The organism is Actinosynnema mirum DSM 43827, assembly GCF_000023245.1.
GTDB classification, from domain to species: Bacteria; Actinomycetota; Actinomycetes; order Mycobacteriales; family Pseudonocardiaceae; genus Actinosynnema; species Actinosynnema mirum.
Window position 1 is genome coordinate 517,407 of sequence record NC_013093.1, and the last position, 23,274, is coordinate 540,680.

Annotated in this window: 21 protein-coding genes; 13 read left to right on the plus strand and 8 right to left on the minus strand. The window is 74.3% G+C overall.

Annotated elements, in window-relative coordinates; all coding sequences use genetic code 11:
- Nucleotides 1-68: 68 nt before the first annotated feature.
- Nucleotides 69-725 carry an HAD family hydrolase gene (locus tag AMIR_RS02415; protein ID WP_012783109.1) on the plus strand — a complete coding sequence of 219 codons (657 nt, stop codon included), beginning with the start codon at nt 69-71 and terminating at the stop codon, nt 723-725.
- Between the two features lie 70 nt (nt 726-795).
- On the opposite strand, the gene AMIR_RS38650 is transcribed toward AMIR_RS02415, so the two are convergent.
- Nucleotides 796-999 (minus strand): hypothetical protein, encoded by a 204-nt coding sequence (locus tag AMIR_RS38650; RefSeq protein WP_012783110.1) that lies wholly within the window; start codon nt 997-999, stop codon nt 796-798.
- 137 nt (nt 1,000-1,136) lie between these two features.
- Here AMIR_RS38650 and AMIR_RS02425 point away from each other — a divergent pair, with 137 nt between their 5' ends.
- Nucleotides 1,137-1,523: a cold-shock protein gene (locus AMIR_RS02425; protein WP_041836530.1), complete on the plus strand. Its 387-nt coding sequence runs from the start codon at nt 1,137-1,139 to the stop codon at nt 1,521-1,523.
- Nucleotides 1,524-1,602: 79 nt separating this feature from the next.
- Here the strand turns inward: AMIR_RS02425 and AMIR_RS02430 are convergent, their stop codons facing one another.
- The 3 genes from AMIR_RS02430 to AMIR_RS02440 are packed head-to-tail and all read right to left on the minus strand — an operon-like array spanning nt 1,603 to nt 4,699.
- Nucleotides 1,603-2,088 carry a DUF2771 family protein gene (locus AMIR_RS02430; protein WP_012783112.1) on the minus strand — a complete coding sequence of 162 codons (486 nt, stop codon included), beginning with the start codon at nt 2,086-2,088 and terminating at the stop codon, nt 1,603-1,605.
- Between the two features lie 23 nt (nt 2,089-2,111).
- On the minus strand, nt 2,112-3,842 hold the full coding sequence (locus AMIR_RS02435; protein ID WP_012783113.1) for an MFS transporter: 1,731 nt from the start codon (nt 3,840-3,842) through the stop codon (nt 2,112-2,114).
- 56 nt (nt 3,843-3,898) lie between these two features.
- Entirely contained in the window at nt 3,899-4,699 is an 801-nt protein-coding gene (locus tag AMIR_RS02440) for a glutaminyl-peptide cyclotransferase (RefSeq protein WP_276145713.1), read from the minus strand.
- A gap of 57 nt (nt 4,700-4,756) precedes the next feature.
- On the opposite strand from AMIR_RS02440, the gene AMIR_RS02445 reads away from it, so the two are divergent.
- Both AMIR_RS02445 and AMIR_RS39905 read left to right on the plus strand, forming a co-directional pair.
- On the plus strand, nt 4,757-5,665 hold the full coding sequence (locus AMIR_RS02445) for a DUF3027 domain-containing protein (protein WP_143760622.1): 909 nt from the start codon (nt 4,757-4,759) through the stop codon (nt 5,663-5,665).
- Nucleotides 5,662-8,490, plus strand: coding sequence for a sacsin N-terminal ATP-binding-like domain-containing protein (locus tag AMIR_RS39905; RefSeq protein WP_012783116.1), 2,829 nt, complete (start codon nt 5,662-5,664; stop codon nt 8,488-8,490). Before AMIR_RS02445 ends, AMIR_RS39905 begins: the two co-directional genes overlap by 4 nt.
- Nucleotides 8,491-8,599: 109 nt before the next feature.
- Here the strand turns inward: AMIR_RS39905 and AMIR_RS02455 are convergent, their stop codons facing one another.
- Nucleotides 8,600-8,845 (minus strand): DUF2530 domain-containing protein, encoded by a 246-nt coding sequence (locus tag AMIR_RS02455; RefSeq protein ID WP_012783117.1) that lies wholly within the window; start codon nt 8,843-8,845, stop codon nt 8,600-8,602.
- A 139-nt stretch (nt 8,846-8,984) separates the two neighbouring features.
- On the opposite strand from AMIR_RS02455, the gene AMIR_RS02460 reads away from it, so the two are divergent.
- From AMIR_RS02460 to AMIR_RS02475, 4 genes are all read left to right on the plus strand, one after another.
- Nucleotides 8,985-10,424: an NCS2 family permease gene (locus AMIR_RS02460; RefSeq protein WP_012783118.1), complete on the plus strand. Its 1,440-nt coding sequence runs from the start codon at nt 8,985-8,987 to the stop codon at nt 10,422-10,424.
- Nucleotides 10,425-10,588: 164 nt separating this feature from the next.
- Complete coding sequence (locus AMIR_RS02465) at nt 10,589-11,035, plus strand: MarR family winged helix-turn-helix transcriptional regulator (RefSeq protein ID WP_012783119.1); 447 nt, start codon at nt 10,589-10,591, stop codon at nt 11,033-11,035.
- A 4-nt stretch (nt 11,036-11,039) separates the two neighbouring features.
- Nucleotides 11,040-12,425: an MFS transporter gene (locus tag AMIR_RS02470; protein ID WP_012783120.1), complete on the plus strand. Its 1,386-nt coding sequence runs from the start codon at nt 11,040-11,042 to the stop codon at nt 12,423-12,425.
- A complete protein-coding gene (locus tag AMIR_RS02475; RefSeq protein WP_012783121.1) occupies nt 12,422-13,696 on the plus strand; it encodes an MFS transporter in 1,275 nt (424 codons plus the stop codon). The genes AMIR_RS02470 and AMIR_RS02475 overlap by 4 nt, the downstream gene beginning before the upstream one ends.
- Nucleotides 13,697-13,880: 184 nt before the next feature.
- On the opposite strand, the gene AMIR_RS02480 is transcribed toward AMIR_RS02475, so the two are convergent.
- A complete protein-coding gene (locus AMIR_RS02480) occupies nt 13,881-14,510 on the minus strand; it encodes a superoxide dismutase (protein WP_012783122.1) in 630 nt (209 codons plus the stop codon).
- Nucleotides 14,511-14,613: 103 nt separating this feature from the next.
- Between AMIR_RS02480 and AMIR_RS02485 the strand changes: the two genes are divergently transcribed.
- Both AMIR_RS02485 and AMIR_RS02490 read left to right on the plus strand, forming a co-directional pair.
- Entirely contained in the window at nt 14,614-16,227 is a 1,614-nt protein-coding gene (locus tag AMIR_RS02485; protein WP_012783123.1) for an ABC-F family ATP-binding cassette domain-containing protein, read from the plus strand.
- A gap of 4 nt (nt 16,228-16,231) precedes the next feature.
- Entirely contained in the window at nt 16,232-16,642 is a 411-nt protein-coding gene (locus AMIR_RS02490; RefSeq protein ID WP_012783124.1) for a hypothetical protein, read from the plus strand.
- A 31-nt stretch (nt 16,643-16,673) separates the two neighbouring features.
- On the opposite strand, the gene AMIR_RS02495 is transcribed toward AMIR_RS02490, so the two are convergent.
- Nucleotides 16,674-18,167, minus strand: a complete 1,494-nt coding sequence (locus AMIR_RS02495; RefSeq protein WP_012783125.1) for a glutamate-cysteine ligase family protein — start codon at nt 18,165-18,167, stop codon at nt 16,674-16,676.
- Nucleotides 18,168-18,362: 195 nt separating this feature from the next.
- Here AMIR_RS02495 and AMIR_RS02500 point away from each other — a divergent pair, with 195 nt between their 5' ends.
- The 3 genes from AMIR_RS02500 to AMIR_RS02510 are packed head-to-tail and all read left to right on the plus strand — an operon-like array spanning nt 18,363 to nt 21,577.
- Nucleotides 18,363-19,145, plus strand: a complete 783-nt coding sequence (locus AMIR_RS02500; RefSeq protein ID WP_041836532.1) for a TrmH family RNA methyltransferase — start codon at nt 18,363-18,365, stop codon at nt 19,143-19,145.
- 41 nt (nt 19,146-19,186) lie between these two features.
- Nucleotides 19,187-19,837 (plus strand): DUF2537 domain-containing protein, encoded by a 651-nt coding sequence (locus AMIR_RS02505; RefSeq protein ID WP_012783127.1) that lies wholly within the window; start codon nt 19,187-19,189, stop codon nt 19,835-19,837.
- 12 nt (nt 19,838-19,849) lie between these two features.
- Nucleotides 19,850-21,577, plus strand: coding sequence for an alpha/beta hydrolase family protein (locus AMIR_RS02510; protein WP_012783128.1), 1,728 nt, complete (start codon nt 19,850-19,852; stop codon nt 21,575-21,577).
- Between the two features lie 385 nt (nt 21,578-21,962).
- Here AMIR_RS02510 and AMIR_RS02515 read toward each other — a convergent pair whose 3' ends face one another.
- A complete protein-coding gene (locus tag AMIR_RS02515) occupies nt 21,963-23,273 on the minus strand; it encodes an MFS transporter (protein ID WP_012783129.1) in 1,311 nt (436 codons plus the stop codon).
- Nucleotide 23,274: the final 1 nt, after the last annotated feature.

Consider the following 23,274-nt stretch of genomic DNA (forward strand, 5'->3'; position numbering starts at 1 on the left):
GCCCCGCCCGCCGTGACCCCGCTCCCAAGCCCGACGGGCCGGGGTGGTCCGGCCCGTAGAGTGGCCCCGTGCCGCTGACCATCGGTTTCGACCTGGACATGACCCTCATCGACCCCAGGCCGGGCATGGCCGCCGTGATGGAGGCGGTTCGCGCCGAGAGCGGCTACCCGATCGACGGCGCGCACTTCGCCGCCAACCTCGGCCCGCCCCTCGACGTCTCGTTCCGGGGGTACGGCGTGCCCGAGGAGGACGTCCCGGTCCTGGTCGCCCGCTTCCGCGCGCTCTACCCGGAGATCGTCATCCCGGCGACCGTCGCGCTGCCCGGCGCGGCCGAGTCGCTCGACGCCGTGCGCGAGCTGGGCGGGACCACCGTCGTCGTCACCGGCAAGTACCGGGCGAACGCGGCGCTGCACCTGGCCGCGTTCGACTGGGAGGTCGACCACCTGTTCGGCGAGCTCTGGTCCACCGGCAAGGCCGAGGCGCTCAAGCTGCACGGGGCCTCGGCGTACGTCGGCGACCACGTGGGCGACGTGCGCGGCGCGAAGGCCGCAGGCGCGCTGTCCGTGTGCGTGGTCACCGGGCCGTGCGACGAGCGGGAGCTGGTCGAGGCGGGCGCGGACGTGGTCATGCCCGACCTGACCGGCTTCCCGGCGTGGCTGCGCGAGAACGCCGACCGGCTCCGCGCGACCGGGCGCGCCGCCCTGGAAGCCGAGCGCCCCGCCTAGGAAACCGGGCGTCCCGCCCCAGGAGCCGAGCGCTCCGCCCCAGAAGCCGGGAGCCCCGCAGGGGAAAGCGTCAGCCCTGCCGCGCGCGGGGGCGCCTGGAGTCGCGGATCACCGTGATCACGCCGAGCGCCAGGCCCGCGGGCGAGCACAGCAGGCCGAGGGCGAAGACCCAGCCGGGGAGACCCGGCGAGCCGACGGCGAACATGGCGACGAGCGCCACGACGCCGATCGCGAACAGGCCCACTGCCAGCGGCATCATCCTCGCGGTCGTCATGCCACGAGGGTAGCCGCGACCGCGTCGCGCTTTTGGAGGTGCCCCGGTCGAGGCGTTCTGGCTACTCTGGTGAAACGCGTCCTGGGCACGCCCCTGGGCGCGTTCGCCATGTTGAAGCAAAGGGAACGGTGAGAGCGGTGCCGACCGGCAAGGTCAAGTGGTACGACTCGGAGAAGGGCTTCGGCTTCGTCACGCAGGACGGCGGCGAGGACGTCTACGTGCGGAAGTCCGCGCTGCCCGAAGGGGTCGACGCCCTCAAAGCCGGTCAGCGCATCGAGTTCGGCATGGCCGAGGGGCGCCGGGGGCCGCAGGCCCTGTCCGTGCGCCTGGTCGACCCGGCGCCGTCGGTGGCCGAGGCGCGCAGGCGCCCCGCCGACGAGCTGAACGTGGTGATCGAGGACCTGATCAGGCTGCTGGAGCAGCGGGTCCAGCCCGAGCTGCGCCGCAGCCGCTACCCCGAGCGCAAGAGCGCCAAGCTCGTCGCCGACGCGCTGCGCGCCATCGCGCGGGACCTCGACCCGTAGACCCGTAGACCCGCGTCCCGTGACGACCGGAGGCGTCGTCCCCGAGGGGGTGGCGCCTCCGCCGTCTCGCGGGGAGCGGTCAGCCCCGCTGCCGGTCGTCCACGGACAGCACCCACGTGCCGCGCGCCACGAAGTCCACGGCGGCGGTCGTGCTGCCCTCGATGCGGGTGCCCAGCTGCTGCACCTCGACGCTCTCCAGCTGGTCGGTGTCGTTCGGCAGCTGGAGCGTGTACGCGTGCTGCGGGTTGTTCGGCGTGAACACCTTGCTGCGCATCGGCTCCTGGGTCACCCCGGCCGCGTCGCGGTAGGTGAACGCCACCGCCCACACGCTGTCGGCGAGCTGCGCGGGCACCGAGATCTGCACCGGCTTGCCCGGCCGCACCCGCAGCACGCCCGCCGCCGACGGGTCCACGTCGCAGTTCTCCGAGTCGAGGTCGCAGTACTGGGTCGGCGCGACCACGACGGTCCTGCCGTCGGCGTAGAAGGTCACCTCGGGGTGCGGGGGCGCACCGCAGCCGGTGGCCAGGAGCAGCGGCAACGCGGTGAGGACGACGGCTCGGCGCACGCCCCCGAGCCTACGTGGTGCGCTCAGCCGTCCGCCGCACCGGCCCCGGCCTGCCGGTCCCCGCCGATCCGGGGCAGCAGCGAGCGGCCTCGCCAGGTCAGCACCACCTGCGCCAGGCCGAGCGCGAGCAGCAGCGAGACCACCGCGAACCCGATCCACTGCTCGGTGGGCAGCAGCACGCCCAGCGCCCCGCCGAACACCCAGCCCAGCCGCAGCAGCGCCTCAGGCCGCACGAGCGCGGGCGACCGCTCCGGCAGCTCGTCCCGCGCGACCGCGTCCAGGGTCGCCTTCGCCAGCGTCCCCGCCGCGGCCCCGACCAGCCCGACCACCGCCACCGTCGTCAGCCCCGGCAGCGCCGCCGCCAGCAGCGCCGAGGCCAGCGCCGCGCCGACGCAGCCGATCAGCACCCGGTCCGGCGAGCCCGCCGGGAGCCGCGCGCCGACCACGCCGCCCAGCAGCCCGCCCGCGACCGCCGCCGCCACGACCACGCCGAGCAGCAGCAACTGCTGGACCGGGTCGTACTCGACCTCCGCCCGCACCAGGAACGCGGCGAACAGGACCAGGAAGCCCGCGAGCACCCGGATCGACCCGTTCGCCCACAGCGCCGCCACGACCGCGCGACCGAGCGCCCGCCGCCCGCGCTCCCGGCCCTTCGCGTCCTGCCCCTTCGCATCCGGGCCCTTCGCATCCGGGCCCTTCGCGTCCCGGCCCGCCGCGCCCTGCCCCCTCGCGCCCGGAGTCCCGCCCTCGGCGACCTCCGCGCGCGCCGGTACCCGCAGGCAGCACCAGGTGTTCGCCACGCACAGCGCGGCGCTGAGCCACAGCGCGCCCGGCGGGCCGAACGTGTTCACCAGCCCGATCGCCGCCAGCCCGGACACCACGCCCGCGACCAGCCCGAACGCCGTCAGCCGGGCATCGGCCCTGGCCCGCTCGACCTCCGGCGGCAGCACCTCCGGGGTGATCGCCTCCCGCAGCGCGGTGAACGACCGGGACAGCAGCACGCTCACCAGCGCGGCCGGGTACAGCGCCCAGCCGTCGAAGTGCAGCGCCAGCACCACCGCCGCCGCCACGCGCAGCGCGCACGACCCGGCCAGCGCCCACCGCCTTCCGCGCCGCAGGTGGTCCAGCGCCGGGCCGAGAAGCGGGGCGAGCAGCGCGAACGGGACCGCGGCGACCAGCAGGTAGAGCCCCGCGCGGGTCCTGGACTCGTCCACCCCGGCGGAGAAGAACAGCGCGTTCGCCAGCGCCACGGCCAGCGCCGCGTCGGCGGCCAGGCCCAGCATCACCGCGTAGGTGAGCGAGGACAGGCCGGACTCCCCGGCGCCGTCGGCGTGCGCGGCGGTGCGCAACCGGCCGAGGCCCACCGAGGACAGCAGCCTCGCCCGGTACAGCGCGACGCGGGTGACGGTCAGCTTCCTGGGCAGCTGGGTCGGCTTGTGGGTGGGCCTGGTGCGCTCGTCGCGGCCGGGGATCGGCTTGGTGCGCCGGGGGCCCGCCTGCCCGGTCGGGACGGTGTCCCGGTCCGCCCCGCCCCGCTCCCGGCCGCGCTCGTCGTAGGCCTCGCGGTCGTAGTGGTCCCGCTCGGCGCGCCCGCGCCCGCGCTCCCGGCTGAGCCGGTCGTAGCCGTCGGGGTCGTAGGTCTCCCAGGGCGCGCTGTCCGAGCGCTCCCGTCCCGCGCCCCCGCGTTCGGGCCGGGTCTCGTCCTCTCGCGGGTGATCCCCCCGCGGGTGATCGCGATCGTCGGACGGGCTCATCCCGACCATCCTGCCGCAACGGCGGCGGCCTGTCGCGGATCGCCGCACGCCGCCGCTCAGCCCGGGGGGAGGCGCACCCGGAACATGCTCGGCCAGTTCTTGCCGGTGACCAGGAACTCGTCCGAGCCGGGCACCGAGGCGATCCCGTTCAGCACGTCCGACGCGGGCACGCCCTCCGGGCGCAGCGACGACAGGTCCGCCACGAGGTCGACCGCGCCGGTGACCGGGTCGATCCGCACCACCTCGTCGGTCTGCCACACGTTCGCCCACACCCGGCCGTCGACGCACTCCAGCTCGTTCAGGTCCTCCAGCGGCTCCCCGGCGCGCGTCACCGCGACCCGCCCGCGCTCCTCGAACGTCGCGGGGTCGCGGAAGGTCAGGTCGGCGGTGCCGTCGCTCATCACCAGCCGGTCGCCGTCCAGACACAGGCCCCAGCCCTCGCCCTCGTACGGCACGCGGCGGACCTCGGCCAGCGACGCCCGGTCGCGCTCGATCGCCACGCCGTCGCGCCAGGTGAGCTGCCAGATCCGCTCGCCCACCACGGTGATCCCCTCGCCGAACAGCGGCGACGGCAGGTCCAGCTTCCTGCGGACCTCGCCGGTGGCGGGGTCGACCTCGCGGATGCTCGACCGGCCTTCCAGACCGGTGCCCTCGTAGAGCGCGTCCCCGGAGACCTCCAGGCCCTGGGTGAACGCGGCGGGGTCGTGCGGGATCGTTCCCAGGACCTCCGGGCGCGCCGTGGCCGGTGTGGACGGTCCAGCGGGTTCGGTCGACCGAACACCGTCCCCACCGGACGAGCAGCCCGACAGCACCGCCACCACCACGACCGGGACCACCGACACCTCGAACCAGCGCACGTCCGAAAGGGTGGCACGTGTGCGCGGCGCGGCGAAGACGTGCGGCACAATCCACCTGTGACCGCCACGCCGACTCAGCAGCCCCAGCCAGTGCTCGCCGACCCCGCGGCCGTGCGGCTCGCGCGCGACGCGGCGCAGGAGGAAGCCGGATCGGAGCACGTGGGGGCCCACGTCGGCGTCCTCGTCGAGGACGAGACGTCGGTCACCCACTTCTTCGAGGCCGATCACGCCGGTTACCGGGGCTGGCGGTGGGCCGTCACGCTCGCCACCGCGGGCGAGGGCTCGCCGGTCTCGGTCAGCGAGGCCGTGCTGCTGCCCGGCAACGACGCGCTGGTCGCCCCGCAGTGGGTGCCGTGGAACGAGCGGGTCCGCGCCGGTGACCTCGGCGTCGGCGACCTGCTGCCCGCGTCCCCCGACGACCCCAGGCTCGCGCCCGGCTACGTCGGGTCCGAGGACCCGGCGGTCGAGGAGGTCGCGCTGGAGGTCGGCCTCGGCCGGGTGCGCGTGCTCTCCCGCGAGGGCGTGCTGGACGCCGCCGAGCGCTGGCGCGGCGGCGACTTCGGGCCGCGCAGCGAGATGGCGCGCAGCGCGCCCGCCGCGTGCGGGACCTGCGGGTTCTACCTGCGCGTCGCCGGGGCGCTCGGGGCGGCGTTCGGGGTGTGCGGCAACGAGCTGACGCCCGCGGACGGGCACGTGGTGCACGTCGAGTACGGGTGCGGCGCGCACTCCGAGGTCGAGGTGGAGGGCGGTTCGGCGGTGCCGGTGGCGGACGTCGTGTACGACGACGCGCTGCTGGAGGTCGAGGTGAACGAGCCCGTGGGCCGGTCCGACAACGACACCGCCGACGCCGCCGCTGGCGGCGCCACCGCGGGCGAGGGCGACACGCCCGGCGCCGTGGACGAGGTCGAGCGGGTTTCCGACGGGTCCGGCGCCACCGGGGTCTCCGGTCGGGCGACATCCCGGTGAGCGCGGACCACTTCGGCACCGAGGCCCTGCGGGAGTCGGTGCTCGCCGCCTGGCGCGGTTCGCCCACCCGCTTCCGCGAGGACGCCAACGCCGAGGAGGACCTGCGGCTCGGCGGGTACCGCGACCGGCTGCTGGTCGAGCTGGCGCAGAACGCGGCCGACGCCGCGGGCGCCGAGCCGGGCGTGCTGCGGCTGTCCTTCGTGGACGGCGAGTTCCGCGCGGCCAACACCGGCGCGCCGCTGACCGCCGACGGCGTGACGGCGCTCGCGTCGCTGCGCGCCTCCGCGAAGAGCTCCGACGCGGTCGGCCAGTTCGGCGTGGGCTTCGCGGCCGTGCTGGCGGTGACCGACGCGCCGCGCGTGGTGTCCACGTCCGGCGGGGTCGCGTTCTCCGCCGCGCGCACCCGCGAGGCCGTGCCGGAGCTGGCGTCCAAGCGCGGCGGCGACGTGCCCGTGCTGCGCCTGGTGTGGCCGACCGACGAGGCCGGTCCGCCCGAGGGCTTCGCCACCGAGGTCCGGCTGCCGCTCACCGCCGTGGACGGCGACGCCCTGCTGCGCGAGTGCGCCGAGCAGGCGCCCGACCTGCTGCTCGCCCTCCCCGGCCTGCGCCGGGTCGAGGTCGGGTCGCGGGCCTGGGACCGCGCCGAGGACGGCGACAAGGTCGTGATCACCGGTCCGGACGGCGAGCGCGCCTGGCTCGTGCACCGGGTCGGCGGCGAGCTGCCCGAGCGCTTCGTGCAGGGCGTCGAGTCCCGGCCGGTGTGGTCGGCGTGCTGGGCGTACCCGGTCGACGGCGCGCTCGACGGCGAGGTGCTGCACGCGCCGACCCCCACCGACGAGAAGCTGTCCCTGCCCGCGCGCCTGATCGCCACGCTGCCCGTCGAGCCGTCCCGCCGCCGGGTGCTGGTCGGACCGGCCGCCGAGCACGTGCTGGCCATGGCGGCGCGGGCGTACCCGGCGCTGGTGGCCGCGCTGCCCGCCGTGGAGCGGACCGCGCTGGTGCCGCTGCCCGGCTTCCCGCTGTCCGAAGTGGACGGTGTGCTGCGGCAGGGCGTGCTGGCCGCGCTGCGGGACGCCGAGTGGCTGCCCAAGGCGGACGGCGGCTGGACCTCGCCGAGGCGGGCGAAGGTGCTGGACTCGCCGTCCGAGGACCTGGTCGACCTGCTGGAGGACGTGGTCCCCGGCCTGCTGGACGCCGAGCTGGTGCTGCCCGAGCACGCGCGGGCCCTGGCCGCGCTGGACGTGCCGAGGATGCCGGTGGCCGAGGTGGTGGCCGCGCTGGCGGGCATCGGCGGCGAGCCGGGCTGGTGGCACGACGTGTACACGGCGCTCCAGCCGTGGGCCGACGTGGACTCGTCCGCGCGCGAGGAGCTGGGCGCGCTCCCGGTGCCGCTCGCGGACGGCAGGCTGGTCAGCGGGCCGCGCGGCGTGCTGATGCTGGACGAGCCGATCGACTTCGAGCGCACCGGGCTGCGCGTCGCGCACCCGGAGGCCGTGCACCCGCTGCTGCTGCGCCTGGGCGCGGTGGAGGCGGGGGCGGCCGAGGTGCTCGACTCGGACGCGGTCCGCGACGCCGTGCGGCACAGCGGCGACGACCCGGACGAGGACCTGGTGCACGGGGTCCTGTCCCTGGTGGCGCGCGCGGGCGGGCGGCCGTGGCTGGGCGAGCTGGTCCTGCCGGAGGCAGGCGGGGGCTGGCGGCGCGCGGACGAGCTGCTGCTGCCGGACGCGCCGCTGCGCGAGGTGCTGGCCGACGACGCGCCGTTCGGCGTGCTGGACGCGGAGTTCGCGGCGGACTGGCCGCGCGACGTGCTGTCGGCGGTGGGCGCGGCGGACGGCTTCACGGTGCTGGTCGACGACGAGCCGACCGGGCCCGACCACGACCTGGCCGACGAGGCGGACTGGTGGGACGCCGCCGACGAGCCGCCCTCGCGGGTGGTGGGCGTGCGCGACCTGGACCTGGTGGCCGAGGGGAAGTGGACCAGGGCGCTGGAGCTGATGGCGTCCGACCCCGAGGTGTGGCGCGCGGTCGCGCGGCGCGACGGGTACGCGGGGTGGTGGCTGGCGCGGTACGCGCGGATCGACGGCCGGGCGCCCCGCGCGTGGCGGCTGCCGGGGGCGGTGGAGCTGGAGGGGCTGTACGACCCGGTGGGCTCCGAGCTGCCCGCGCACGTCCTGGCGGCTGCCGGGGTGCGGACCGAGCTGGTGGTGCACGACGAGGACGACGTGGTCGACCTGCTGGCGCGGTTGGGCGACGCGGAGCGGGTGGTGCCGGACGCGCTGGTGCTGAAGGCGCACGCGGCGCTGGCGGAGGTCGCGCCGGACGTGCGGGAGGGGGCCGTCGAGCCGCCGGACCACGTGCGGGTGCTGACCGGGGCGGTCGTGTCGGCGGACGACGTGGTGGTGCCGGACCTGCCGTGGCTGCTGGCGGTCCTGCCGGGGGAGCAGGTGCTCGCGGCGGACGGCGGGGCGGCGGAGCTGGCGGAGCTGCTGGAGCTGCCGCTGGCGTCCGAGGAGGTCGTGGGGTCGCTGCGGAGCGAGGGCGACGAGGTGGTGTGGGCGGAGCTGGGCGCGGTGCGCGTGGCCTGCGCGCTGCTGGGCGTCGAGCTGCCGCGGGGGACCGTGGTGGTGCACGACGAGCTGGTGGTCCACGCGGAGGGCGAGGAGCACGAGGTGCCGTGGTGGGTGGACGGGGAGGTGGTCCACGCGGCGGACACCCCGGAGGGGTTGGCGCGGGCGCTGGCGTGGACGACGGGACGGTGGGCGGACCGGCACACGTTCGCGGCGCTGATCACGGAGCCGACGCCTGCGGTGCTGTTGGGGTGAGCTGAGCCGTGGAAGGCGGGCCGATCACCGGACCGGCCCGCTCACGGCGCCGTGCTCCGTGCCGCCGCGACCCGCTCGGCCGCGTGATCCGCCTTACCGCGACCCGCGCCTACTGCAACCCGCTCTGCGCCGTCCGCGAGCCCCTGCGGGCCGCTGAGCGCTGCCAGGCGAAGATGCCGAAGCCGATCACTCCGAGTGCCCCGCCCGCCGCGCAGGTCCACACGACCACCGCGGGCGCCCCGATCAGCAGGGTCACCACCAGGGCCACCAGCCACAACGCGCTGCCCACCACGATCGGGGGCACCGGGTCGGTCAGGCGGGGCGGGAGAGGGGGCGGAGGGGGGAGTTCGGCCACGTCAGGCAGGCTACCTCCCCGAAACACCGATCAGGCAGGCTCCACCCGCAACCGTCACCCCCGGCAACCGGCCTCGGGGACGGGGCTGGGCGTCGGAGCGCGCCCGAGCGGTCACACAGGGAACAGGGAGTTGCACGACATGGGCCTGGACGGCTTCTTCAAAATCACCGAGCGCGGGTCATCCGTGGGGCGCGAGGTGCGCGGTGGGGTGGTCACCTTCGTCGCGATGGCCTACATCGTGGTCCTCAACCCCCTGATCCTCGGCAGCTTCTCCGCCGACGACCCGTCCGCGAAGACCGACATCACCGGCGCGATCCTGCCCGTCCCGCAGGTCGCGGCGGTCACCGCGCTGGTCGCGGGCGTGATGACCATCCTGTTCGGCCTGATCGCGAACTACCCGTTCGCGCTCGCCGCGGGCCTGGGCATCAACTCGTTCGTGGCGGTCACCCTCGCCCCGCAGATGACCTGGCCCGAGGCGATGGGCCTGGTCGTGGTCAACGGCGTCGTGGTGCTCCTCCTGGTGCTCACCGGGGTCCGCACGGCCGTGTTCAACGCGGTGCCGAACGAGCTGAAGGCCGCCATCGCGGTCGGCATCGGCCTGTTCATCTGCTTCATCGGCCTGGTCGACGCCGGGTTCGTGCGCCGCATCCCGGACGCCGCGGGCACCACCGTCCCGGTCGGCCTCGGCATCGGCGGCTCGATCGCGTCCTGGCCCACGCTGGTGTTCGTGGTCGGCCTGCTCGTCACCGGGATCCTGGTCGCCCGCAAGGTCCGGGGCGCGATCCTGATCGGCGTGCTCTCCACCGCCGTCTTCTCCATCGTGCTGGAGGCGCTCGTCAAGGCGGGCCCGTCGGCGGGCACCAACCCGAAGGGCTGGAACCTCGGCTACCCGGCCGTGCCGGACAGCTTCTTCAGCCTCCCCGACCTGTCCCTGGTCGGCGAGTTCTCGTTCGGCGCCTGGACCCGCCTGCCCGCGCTGGCCGCCGCCCTGCTGGTGTTCACGCTCGTGCTCACCGACTTCTTCGACACCGTGGGCACCATGACCGGCCTCGGCAAGGAGGGCGAGCTGATCAAGGAGGACGGGCAGCTGCCCAACGTCAGCAAGGCCCTGCTGGTCGACGGCGTCGGCGCGGTCGCGGGCGGCGCGGCGTCGGCCTCGTCGAACACCGTGTTCATCGAGTCCGCCTCCGGTATCGCCGAGGGCGCCCGCACGGGCCTGGCGAACGTGGTCACCGGCCTGCTGTTCCTGGTCGCGATGTTCTTCACCCCGCTCTACGAGGTCATCCCGGTCGAGGCGGCCGCGCCCGCGCTGGTGATCGTCGGCGCGCTGATGGTCGCCCAGGTCAAGGAGATCGACTTCTCCGACTTCTCGATCGCGCTGCCCGCGTTCCTGACCATCGTCGTCATGCCGTTCACCTACTCGATCGCCAATGGCATCGGCGCGGGCTTCATCAGCTACGTGCTGCTGCGCGCGCTGACCGGCCGGGCCCGCAGCGTGCACCCGCTGATGTGGGGCACGGCGGTGGCGTTCGTCGTGTACTTCGGCATCGGCCCGATCCAGGCCCTGATCATGAACTGACGCCCGCCCCCCGGACGTGGGGGAGAGCGCGAAGCCGAAGCGGCCCGCCCGGAGCAAGCATCGGGCGGGCCGCGTCGCACCCCCGTACTGACCAGCGCGAACACCGTCCACCAGCCCGCACGCCCAGCGCTGAATGGGCGATTTCACAGTGAAGGCCCGAGATCGTGAGGTATGCTAACTACGTGGCGGAGACCGACGACCATGGGCTGGCGAGCAGGCTGAGGCTCGCCATCATCAGGTTGAACCGGAGGCTCCGCGCGCAGCGGGTCAACTCCACGATCTCGCTCACCCAGGTGTCCGCGCTCTCCACGCTGCACAAGTGCGGACCGCTGACGCCGGGCGAGCTCGCGGCCAAGGAGGGCGTCCAGCCGCCGTCGATGACCAGGGTCATCGCCGCGCTGGAGGAGCTCGGCTTCGCCACCCGCAGGCCCCACCCCACGGACGGCCGCCAGGCCATCGTGGAGCTGAGCCCCAGCGGGATGCAGTACATCAACGCGGAGGTGTCCGCCAGGGAGGCCTGGCTGGACCAGCACCTCGCGGAGTTGACACCCGAGGACAGGGCGGTGCTCTCCAGGGCCGCCGAGATCATCGACAGGATGGCGGGGCAGTAACGAAGTGCCTGCTTATGCGGAGGGCTCGCAGACCGATCGACCCGATCGAGACACCGCGCTACCTCCGCCCAAGCGCAAGCGACCAGGCACGTTCAGCTCCCTGAAGGTCCGCAACTACCGGCTCTACGCCTCCGGCCAGGTCGTCTCGCTGGTCGGCCTCTGGATGCAGCGCGTCGCCCAGGACTGGCTGGTCCTGGAGCTGTCCGGCGGCGACCCGGTCGCGCTCGGCCTCGCCGCCGCCCTCCAGTTCGCCCCCACCCTGCTGCTGTCGCTGTGGGCGGGCGTGCTCGCCGACCGGCTCGACAAGCGCCGCCTGCTGCTCGTGCTGGAGACCGGCCTCGGCCTGTGCGCGCTCGCGCTCGGCCTGCTGGAGGTCCTCGGCGCCGCCGAGCTGTGGCACGTCTACCTGCTGTGCCTGCTGCTCGGCGCGGTGTCCGCCGTGGAGACGCCGGTGCGCCAGTCGTTCGTGGTGGAGATGGTCGGCCGCGACCAGCTCACCAACGCGGTCGCGCTCAACTCCATGACGTTCAACCTGGCCCGCATGGTCGGACCGGCCGTCGCGGGCGGCCTGATCGTGGTCGTCGGCGGCACCGGCTGGGTGTTCCTGATCAACGCCGCCAGCTTCGTCGCGGTGATCGCGGGCCTGCTGCTGATGCGCCCCGCCGAGCTGCACCGGGGCGAGCCGGTGCCCAGGGAGCCCGGCCAGCTCCGCGAGGGCCTGCGCTACGTGCGCAAGCGCCCGGACCTGGTGATCCTGCTGTTCCTGGTGTTCTTCGTGAGCACGTTCGGGTTGAACTTCTACGTCACCCTCGCCGTGCTGGCCCGCAACACCTTCGGCGGCGACGCCGACGCGTACGGGCTGCTGTCCACGCTGCTCGCGGTCGGCACCCTCGCGGGCGCGACGCTGGCCGCCCGGCGCAGCACGCGCGGCGCGAAGCCGCGGCCGGTGCTGCTGGTCGTCGGCGCGCTGGCGTTCGGCGTGCTGGAGATCGTCGCCGGGCTGATGCCCACGCTGTGGCTGGTCGGGCTGGTGCTGATCCCGGTCGGCGTGGCGATGATGACCTTCACGACCACCGCCAACGCGACCGTGCAGCTGTCCGTCACGCCCGCCATGCGCGGCCGGGTGATGGGGCTCTACATGCTGGTCTTCCTGGGCGGCAACCCGGTCGGCGGGCCCGTCATGGGCTGGCTGGCCGACCACTTCACCGCCCGCGCGCCGCTGGTGGTCGGCGGCGCGGTCTCGATCGTGGCCGCGCTGGTCGGCGCGCTCGTGCTCGCCCGCCGGGGCGGGATGCCGCTGCCCGTGGTGCGGCTGTCCCGGCGCAGGGCCGGGCCGGACCAGGCCGTGCCCGCCGCCGCCACGCCCGCCGCCGCCACCCCCGACGCGTGACCGCGACCGGCGCGCCCCCGGCCCCGCGGCGGGCCGGGGCGTTCTCCTCGCTGCGCTTGCGCAACTACCGGCTCTACGCCTCCGGCCAGCTCGTCTCGCTGGTCGGGCTGTGGATGGAGCGGGTCGCGCAGGACTGGCTGGTGCTCCAGCTGTCCGGCGGCGACCCGATCGCGCTGGGCGTGGCCACGGCCCTGCAGTTCGGCCCGGTGCTGGCGCTGTCCATGTGGGCGGGCGTGCTGGCCGACCGGTTGGACAAGCGCCTGCTGCTGATCGGCCTCCAGTCCGGCATGGCGGTGCTCGCGCTGGTGCTCGGCCTGGTCGACCTGTCCGGGGTCGCGCAGCTGTGGCACGTGTACCTGCTGTGCCTGGCGGGCGGCGTGCTGTCCGCCGTGGAGGCCCCGGTGCGGCAGTCGTTCGCGGTGGAGATGGTCGGCCGCGAGCAGGTCGCGAACGCGGTCGCGCTCAACTCGATGACGTTCAACGCCGCCCGGATGATCGGCCCGGCCGTGGCGGGCGGGCTGATCGTGGTGGTCGGCACCGGCTGGATCTTCCTGATCCGCGCGGCGAGCTTCGCGGGCGTGCTGGCCGGGCTCGCCCTGATGCGGGCCGCCGAGCTGCACCGGGGCGCGCCGGTGGCCAAGGCCAGGGGGCAGCTCGCCGAGGGGCTGCGCTACCTGCGCGGCAGGCCGGACCTGGTCGCCGTGATGCTCGTGGTGTTCCTGGTCGGCGTGTTCGGGCTGAACTTCCACGTGTCGCTGGCGCTGCTGGCCAGCGACACCTTCGGCGGCGACGCCGACGCGTACGGGCTGCTCACCACGACCATGGCGGTGGGCACGCTGGCGGGCGCGGCGATGGCGGCCAGGCGGTCCGCGCCGGGGCCCCGGCTGCTGGTGGGCGGCGCGGCGGCGTTCGGGGTGCTGGAGCTGCTGTCCGGGCTGATGCCGACGATGCTCACGGCGGCGCTCGCGCTGATCCCGGTCGGCGCGGCGATGATGACGTTCACGACCACCGCGAACTCGACCGTGCAGCTCGCCGTCGCGCCCGGGATGCGGGGGCGGGTGATGGGCGTTTACATGACGGTGTTCATGGGGAGCGCTCCGCTGTCCGGGCTGCTCACCGGCTGGGTGGCCGACCGGTTCGACGCCCGCGCGCCGCTGGTGCTGGGCGGCGCGGTGTCGGTGCTGGCCGCGCTGCTCGGGGCGCTCGTCCTGGCGCGGGCGAACCGGATGGGGGACACCTCTTCCCAAAACAGTGAAGTTAGGCTAACCTAAGCACGTCGCTTCGTGGTGGGAGCGGCAGTCAGTTCGGGAACAGACGAGGCCCCGCACCCCGGTCGTACCACCGGGGGCGGGGCCTCGTCGTGCCGGTCGCGGGGGCTTGTCGGAGCATCCACCACCGGACTTCCAGCGTCGGGGAGCTTGTCGGAGCACCCACCGCTGAAATCGGGGACCTGGGCTACCGCGTCGGCAGCAGCAGGCCGTTCTGGCCCGCGCGGGCCGCCTCGAACCGGGCGTTCACGTCGTCCCAGTTCACGATGTTCCAGAGCGCGCCGATGTAGTCGGCCTTCAGGTTGCGGTACTGCAGGTAGTACGCGTGCTCCCAGATGTCGAACACCAGCAGCGGTGTGGTGGCGATCGACAGGTTGGAGTGGTGGTCCTTCAGCTGCTGCGTGATCAGCCGCTGCCCCACCGGCTCCCAGGCCAGGATTCCCCAGCCCGAGCCCTGGATGCTGCCCGCGGCGGCGTTCAGCTGCGCGCGCAGGCCGTCGAACGAGCCGAAGTGCTCGTCGATCGCGGCGGCCAGCTCGCCGGACGGCTTGTCGCCGCCGTTCGGGCTCAGGTTCTTCCACCAGACCTGGTGCAGCGCGTGCCCGGCCAGGTGGAACGCCAGCGTCGTCTCCAGGCCCACGATCGAGCCGAACGCGCTCTTGTCCCTGGCCTCGTCGATCTGCTCAAGGGTGTCGTTGGCGCCCTTGACGTACGCGGCGTGGTGCTTGCTGTGGTGCAGCTCGTTGATCTCGCCGATGATCGCCGGCTGCAGGTCGCCGTAGTCGTAGTCCAGGTCCGGCAACACGTACTGGGCCATGCGCGCTCCTCGTTGCAAGTCTCTAGTACTTGCAACCTACTGGCAATAGGGCGGCGGGGAAACTCGGGTGCGGATCGTGGGACGGCCTGACAGCATCGGTGGCGTGTCCGCTCTGGCAGCAAGGAACCTGTCGCTGTCGTTCGGTCCGAGGACCGTGCTCTCGGAGGTTGATCTCGATGTTCCAGCAGGCGAGCGCGTAGGCCTGGTCGCCCCCAACGGGGTCGGCAAGTCCACGCTGCTGAAGGTGCTCGCGGGCGAGCTGACGCCCGAGCGGGGGACGGTCACCGCCTCCGGGCCCGTGGCCCACCTCACCCAGGAGACCGCGGTCGAGCCGGGCGAGTCGCTGCGCGACCACTTGGCCCGCCGCACCGGCGTCGCCGACGCCGAGGCCGCGTTCGAGCGCGCCGCGCAGGCCCTCGCCGAGGGCGCGCCCGGAGCCGAGGACGCCTACGCGACGGCCTTCGACCGCTGGACCGCCGTCGGCGCGGGCGACTTCGCCGAGCGCGCCGACGAGGTGTGCCAGCGGCTCGGGCTGCCCGCCGACCTGCTCGACGCGCGCGGCTCCGGCGAGCTGTCCGGCGGCCAGTCCGCCCGGCTGCGGCTCGCCTCGGTGCTGCTCGTGCGCGCCGACGTGCTGCTGCTCGACGAGCCCACCAACGACCTGGACGCGGACGGCCTGGAACTGCTGGAGGCCCACGTCCTCGGCACGCGCGCGGCCGTCGTCCTGGTCAGCCACGACCGGGAGTTCCTGTCCCGCACGATCACCGCCGTGGCCGAGCTGGACGAGTTCACCCACGGGCTGACCGCGTTCGGCGGCGGCTGGGACGCCTACCTCGCCGAGCGCGACGCCGCCGCCCGGCGCGCGCAGGAGGACTACGACGAGTACGCGGCGAAGAAGGACGCCCTGACCCGCCGCGCCCGCACCGCCAAGGAGTGGTCCCGCGCGGGCGTGCGGCGCAACGCCAAGTCCGACGAGCGCGACAAGTTCATCAAGTTCTTCGCCAAGCAGGGCGCGGAGAACACCGCGGGCAAGGGCGCGGCGGCCGACCGCGCGCTGGAGCGGCTGGAGGAGGTCGAGGAGCCCCGCAAGCCGTGGGAGCTGCGGCTGACCCTGCCCGCCGCGAGCGGTGGCAGCCGGGTCGCGTTCACCCTGCGCGGCGCGGTCGTCTCGCGCGGGGACGTCACCCTCGGCCCGGTCGACCTGACCATCGGCGCGGGCGAGCGCTGGCGCCTCACCGGCCCCAACGGCTCCGGCAAGTCCACCCTGCTCGGGGCGATCCTCGGCCGCGTCCCGCTGGACGCGGGGGAGCGGTCCGAGGGCAGCGTCGTGGTCGGCGAGATCGACCAGGTGCGCGGCGCGTTCAGCGGGGCCACCCCGGTGCTGGACGTGGTCGTGGCGGCCACCGGGCTGGCCGAGGCCGAGGCCAGGACGCTGCTGGCCAAGTTCCGGGTCGGCGCGGACGTCGTGCTCCGGCCCGCCGGGACCCTCTCGCCCGGCGAGCGCACCAGGGCCGCGCTCGCGCTCCTGCAGGCCAGGGGCACCACCTGCCTGGTGCTGGACGAGCCGACCAACCACCTCGACCTCGCCGCCATCGAGCAGCTGGAGCAGGCGCTCGCCGAGTACGCCGGGACCGTGCTGCTGATCACCCACGACCGCCGTCTCGCCACGTCGGTCGGGGTGGACCACGCGCTCGACGTCCGGAGCCTGGCAAGATGAGGCAATGGGCACCGAGGAGGACTGGCCGGTAGAGCAGACGTGGTCGATGCGCAACACGCACTGGCACGCCTACGTCGAGCACACCTCGCTCGACAGCGCCTCACCGCGCGCCGAACGCCTGGAGCGCGCGCCCGAGGAGGTGCTCACCACGCCGACCGAGGTCGCCGCCTGGCTGGAGGTCAACCTCCGCAGCGCCACCAAGCCCGAGGAGACCGGCAAGAAGCGCGCCAAGGACGAGCGCGACTTCTCCGACTCGCACCGGGTGCACGTCTCGCTGGCCTCGCGCGGCGAGTCGATCTACACCGGGGTGAAGGGGATGCTGACCCTCGCGGTCGAGGCGGTCACCCCCGACGACTGCCGCAGCTCGCACGACGGGGCCGACGTCGCCCCGCTGAAGGCGGGCCGCCGCCGCTAGGCGCGACGGCGATCCCGGTGGGGCCGGGTGATCACACCGACCAGGTGTGCACCGGCTCCCCCTCGTGCATCCGCTCCACGTACCTGGCCAGCATCCCGGCCAGCGCCCCCTCGCGGCCCGCGCCGCGCTCCTCCAGGCCGGCGACGACCTCCCGCTGCCACAGCGCCCCCGTCCGCCCGGCCAGGCAGCGCGCCTCGATCACGCCGAGGTAGCGCTCCCGCGCCTCGTCGGACACCCCGCAGTCGCGCAGCCCCTCGTGGGCCAGCGGGAGGAGGCGGCGCAGCACCAGCTCGTCGGGCGGGACCCAGCCGATGCCGGGCCAGTACAGCTGGGCGTTCATGCCGTGCCTGGCGCCCGCGTAGAGGTTCTCCTCCGCCGCCTGGAACGACATCTGCGTCCACAGCGGACGGTCCATCGAGGACAGCGCCCGCTGCGCGCCGTAGAAGAACGCCGCGTTCGCGAGCGTGTCCAGCACGGTCGGACCGGCGGGCAGCACCCGGTTCTCGATCCGCAGGTGCGGCACCCCGGCCACCACGTCGTACACCGGCCGGTTCCACCGCCACACCGTGCCGTTGTGCAGCCGCAGCTCCGTCATCCTCGGCGTGCCGCCGGAGCCGAGCACGTCCACCGGGTCCTCGTCGCCGGTCTCCGGCAGCAGCGCGGGGAAGTAGCGGACGTTCTCCTCGAACAGGTCGAAGATCGAGGTGATCCACCGCTCCCCGAACCACACCCTCGGCCGCACGCCCTGGTTCTGCAGCTCCTGCGGCCGGGTGTCGGTGGCCTGCTGGAACAGCGGGATGCGGGTCTCGTGCCACAGCGCCCTGCCCAGCAGGAACGGCGAGTTCGCCGCGATCGCCACCTGCACGCCCGCCAGGCACTGCGCGGCGTTCCAGTGCGCCGCGAAGTCCTCCGGCGCGACCTGCAGGTGCAGCTGCACCGATGTGCAGGCGGCCTCCGGCAGGATCGACTCGCTGCGGCTGAGCAGCCGCTCCGCGTCCCGCCCCGGCAGCGGCGCGCCCTCCAGCGACAGCACCAGCTCCTCGCCCCGCGCGGCGAAGATCTGGTCGTTGAGCAGCGAGTAGCGCGGGTTGTGCGAGAGCCAGCGGCGGTCGAAGTGCTCGGGGCGCAGCGTCGGCAGCACCCCGATCATCACCAGGCTCGCCCCCGCGTCCTGCGCCTTGGCGTCCGCGACGCCGAGCAGCGCCCTCAGGTCGCGCTCCAGGCCCAGGGTGTGGTCACCGGCCAGCTCGCGCGGGGGGACGTTCAGCTCCAGGTTGTGCTGGCCCAGCTCCAGGGTGAACGCCGGGTCGTCGATCTTCTCCAGGACCTCGGCGTTGCGCATCGCGGGCAGTCCGGCGCGGTCGGCGAGGTTCAGCTCGATCTCCAGGCCCATCTGCTGGCGGGGGAACGAGAAGCAGTCCTCGGCGAGCATCGTGCCCAGCGCGTCCAGGCAGCGCTGGACCCGCTCGCGGTAGTGCCTGCGGTCTTCTCCGGTGAACGTCCGAGTGGACACGTCCCTACCCATGCCGCCTCCCCTTCGCTCGGGCTTACGGCGGGCTCAAAGGAGGCCCAACCGTGACACAGCACCCCGGAACCTGCCAGCGCCCAAATCGGTGCTCTCTGTCACATGGCGGTAACAATGAGCGAGAATATGCAGGTTACAGGCTTGCGATTCCGCCCTCTGGACTACGAGCGACACTCGCAGTGCGAGACTGTCCGGGTGGCCGAGGTGATCGAGATCGACGACCCGGACGACCCCCGGCTGGACGACTTCCGGGACCTGTCGACCGCTGACCGCCGCCCCGACCGGCCGGGTGGGCGCGGGCTGGTCATCGCCGAGGGCGTCGTGGTGGTGGAGCGGCTGCTGGCGTCCCCGTACCCGGTGCGCGCGGTGCTCGGCGTGCGGCGGCGGGTGGAGGCGCTGGGCGAGCTGCCCGCGCCCGCCTACGTGGCCTCGGCCGACGTGATGGCGCGGGTGGTGGGCTTCCACCTCAACCGGGGCGTGCTCGCCGCCGCCGACCGCGCGCCGCAGCCCTCGCTGGACGAGTTGGCCACCGGGCGGCGGCTGGCCGTGCTGGAGGGCGTCGGCGACCACGAGAACCTGGGTGCGCTGTTCCGCAACGCCGCCGCGCTCGGCATCGACGGGGTGGTGCTGGGGCCGGGGTGCAGCGACCCGCTGTACCGGCGCAGCGTCCGGGTGTCGATGGGGCACGTGCTGCGGGTGCCGTTCGCCGCGGTGGACGACTGGCCGGGTGGACTGAAGTTGTTGCAGGACAAGGGATTCGTCGTCGCCGCGCTCACCCCCAGGGTCGGCTCGGTTGAGCTGCCGGACGCCGGGCTGCGCGGGCGGCGGGTCGCCGTGCTGCTCGGCTCGGAGGGGCCGGGGCTCACCGAGGAGGCGATCGGCGCGGCCGACGTGGCGGTGCGCATCCCCATGTCGCCGGGCGTCGACTCGCTGAACGTGGCCACCGCCGCCGCTGTCGCCTTCTACGCGATCGCCTGAACGCGCTACGTTCTCCCCGTCGAGCTGAAGGAGGCGCTTTCGTGGAACTGCGGGTCCAGGAAGGCAGGGCCGTGCTCGCCGGGCACGACGGGGCCGAGGAGCGCGAGGTCGACCCGCGCTCCCTGCCGCTCGGCGCGGGGCTGGCCGACGCGCTGCACGAGTGGGCGAAGGTCGCCGAGGCCGTGCTGCGGGCGGACAGCGCCTCCGAGGCGCCCGCCGGGGAGCTGGTGACGCGGCGCGGGCGGCAGCTGGCCGTCCGGCTGGCGGCGGACATGGGCACCTCGGTGGAGTTCACCGATCCGGTGACGGGCGAGTCCCAGCGGGTGGAGGCGCCGTCCCCGGAGGAGGAGGCGCGGGGCAGGCACGCGGCGACCTCGACGGCCACCGGGCTGTCGGCGGTCCCCGGCGTCGGCCAGCACGCCTCGGTGGTGGACGAGCCGACCCCGTGGGGCACCGGGCTGACCGTCACGGTCTTCACGGCGGCCGTGGTCGCGGTGACCGTGGTGTCGCTGTCGCTCGGGCTCAACGAGACCAGCGGGTGGCTGGCCGTGCTGGCGAACGCGCTCGTGGTCGGGGGCATCTCGCCGTCGGTGTGGCTGGGGCGGAAGGTCCCGGTGTGGCGGTGGGTGTCCTACGGCGTGGTGGTCGGGGTGGTCGCCGCCTGGGTGGCGTTGCTGGCGGCGCTGCTCTAGGGCGGGTGCGGTGTGGAGCTGACTGCGGAGCTGGTGGTGTCGGGGCTGCGGGTCGGTGGACCCGCGGTCTCGCCGGACGGCCGGTCGGTCGTGTTCGCGGCCCGAGGGGTCGGCGACGGGGCCGAGGAGCGGCCGGAGGGGCTGCGCTGGTGCGGCGAGCCCGCCGAGCTGGTGTTCCGGGTGGGCGGGCAGCTGTGCGCGGTCGGGGCCAGCGGGCCCGCGCGGGTGCTGGCCGACCTGCCGGAGGGGGTGCGGTGGCACCTGCCGCTGGCGTCCGGCGAGGTGGCGCTGGCCGTGCCGGGGCTCGGTGGGGCGTCGCGGCTCAGCCTGCTCGACCCGGTGAGCGGGGTGTCGCGGGCGGTGGACCTGGGGGACCGGCACGTCGCGGAGGCGGCGCAGCGGCCCGGCGGGGGGCCGTTGGCGGTGCTGACCTGGGAGGGGCCGGGGTACGACCCTGGCTTGTTGCGGCCGAGGTTGCACCTGGTCGAGCTGGAGGGGTTGGCGGTCCGCGACCTGGGGCCGGTGGCGGCGGGCGCCGAGGGCCTGGCGTGGTGGCGGTCGGGCGACCGGTGGCGGTTGGCGCACCTGGCGCTGACGCCGCCGGGGTTGCAGGCCGGGATGGCGGTGTTCGACGCGGAGGTCCCCGAGAGCGGGGCGATCGTCGAGCACGTGAACCGGACGGCGGGAATGGCGGCGTGCCCGCTGGAGCTGGTGCAGGTGGAGCGCGGGGCGCCGCTGGTGCTGGTCGCGGCCGGGTTGGACACCGAGGTGCACCGGCTGGGCGCGGACGGGCTGACGCTGCTGGCGCGGCACGAGGCGCGGGTGGAGCGGCTGGCGGCGGACGGGGCGGGGGAGGTCGTCGCGGCGGTGGTGAGCCGGGCGGACGCTCCCCCGGACGTGTGCTCCGGGCCGGTGGGCGGGGATCTCACCCGAGTGAGTGACAGCAGGCCGGAGTTGCGCGGGATCCGCTGGGGGGAGCGGCGGCGGTTGTCGTGCGTCGCGGTGGACGGGGTGGAGCTGGACGGGTTGCTGGTGCTGCCGCCGGGGAAGGCGGAGGCGGACGGGCCGTTCCCGATGGTGGTGCTGCCGCACGGGGGGCCTTACGACCGGCACGCGGACGGGTTCGCGCTGGACTGGCACCCGTCGGCGCAGTGGTTGGCGCACGCGGGGTTCGCGGCGCTGCTGCCCAACCCGCGCGGGGGGAGCGGGCGGGGGCACGAGTTCGCTGCGGCGGTCGCGGGGCGGGCGGGGCATGAGGAGTTGGGGGATTTGTTGGCGCTGCTGGACCACGTGGTGGGGCTGGGGGTGGCGGACCCGGAGCGGGTGGGGATAGCCGGGTGGAGCCACGGGGGGTACTTGGCGGCCTGGGCGGTGGCGACCACGGATCGCTTCGCGGCGGCGCTCGTGGGGGCGGGTGTGAGTGATTGGGGGCGGCAGGGGGCTGAGGGGGAGTGGGGGGCGTTCGACGCCGCCTTGGCCTGCGGGGAGGCGGAGGAGCACGACCCGGTGGCGCGGGCCGGGGGGATTCGGGTTCCGGTGCTGGTGGTGCACGGGGCTGAGGATGTGAACGTGCCTGTGTCGCAGGCGGAGTTGTTGCGGGATGCGTTGGTCGAGCACGGGGTTGAGCACGAGCTGGTGGTGTACGAGGGGGAGGGGCATGTGATCGAGGGGGTGGAGCAGCAGGTTGATCTGCTGGAGCGGACTCGGGAGTGGTTCACGCGGTGGTTGGGGGTGCGGTGAGGTGGGGTTGCGCTGGGGAAGAGGTACGAGCTGAAGGGCTTCGAGAGCGAAGAGCTTCAAGGGCGAAGGGCTGAAGGGCGAAGAGCACGCCTCGCCGGCGGGGCAGACCTCCAAAAAAGAGGGGGACGGGCTCTGTCGGCCGGTGGCCGTTGGTCCTGTGGTCCGGTTGTACCCCTGCGGTGGTCCGGGTCCCTCTTCTCCGTGTGGCCTCCTTTCAGGCAAGCACGCTCGTCAAGACGCCGTTGGGCACCCCGGTCTTCCGGGCAGTGCGGCGGCATCTTGACAAGCGTGCTCGGGCTTCGCCAGGCCAAACGGAGAAGAGGGACGCGGGATCGGGGAGCTGCGGGCTCGCTGCGCTCGCCCCGCAGCCCGCGAGTGCGGTAGGTCAGACCTTGCCCGCCGGGCCTACCGGCCCCGCCGGTCCTGCCTTGCCCGCCGGCGGCCCCAGCTGCTCCGGGGTGAAGCGGTAGCGCCAGACCACCGGGAGCAGGAAGGCCGCGGCCACCGTGGCGATCACCACCAGCACGCCGCCCACCGCCGACGCCGGGCCTGGGCCGATCAGGGCGCCCGTCGTGCCGTGCGCCAGGTCGGCCAGGCGGGGGCCGCCTGCCACCACGACGATGAACACGCCCTGCATCCGGCCGCGCATGTCGTCGCTCGCCGCCGTCTGCAGGATCGCGTTGCGGAACACCATGCTCACGATGTCGGCCGCGCCGCCCAGGGCCAGGAACAGCACGGCCAGCCACAGGGCGTTCGACAGGCCGAAGCCCAGCATGAACAGGCCCCACGCGATCACCGCCAGGACCACGCCCGCGCCGTGCCTGCTGATCCGCGACGTCCACCCCGACAGAAGCCCGCACAGCAGGCCGCCCAGGGGCATCGCCGCGAACAGCCAGCCCAGCGCCCAGCCGCCGCCCGGCGGGTCGCCGAAGGTCTGCTCCGCCATCTCCGGGAACAGCGCCCTCGGCATCCCGAACACCATCGCGATGATGTCCAGCAGGAACGACGCCAGCAGCACCTTCTGCACGGCCAGGTACTTGAAGCCGTCGACCACGTCGCGCAGGCCCGCGTGGCGGGACGGGGCGTTCAGGGGCGGCAGCGGGGGGAGCTTCCAGACGGCCCAGATCGTCGCGGTCAGGGCCACGGCGTCGATCAGGTACAGGGTCGGCAGGCCGAGCACGGGCATCAGGGCGCCTGCCGCCATCGGGCCGAACACGCCGCCGAACGTCATCACCGTCGCGCCCAGCGAGGTCGCCGCCGGGATCATCTCCGGTGGCACCAGCCTGGCGATCGACGCGGTGCGCGCGGGCGCGTTCGCGGCGAAGAACACCTGCTGCAGGCCCAGCAGCGCGATCACCGGCCACACCGACGACATCCCCACGGCCGCCTGCACCCACAGCAGCACCGACGTCACCGCGATGCCCGTGTTGGTCACCAGCAGCAGCTTCCGCCGGTCGACCACGTCGGCCACGGCCCCGCCGTACAGGCCGAACACCAGCAGCGGCACCAGCGCCACGCCCGCCGCGACGCCCACCCAGGCCGACGACCCGGTGATGTCGTACACCTGCTTGGGCACCGCGACCGCGGTCAGCTGACTGCCCACGGCGGTGACGATGGTCGACACCCACAACCTGCGGTAGGCCGGGATTCCCAGCGGCCTGGTGTCGATCGCGATCTTCCCCAGCAAACGCCTCACG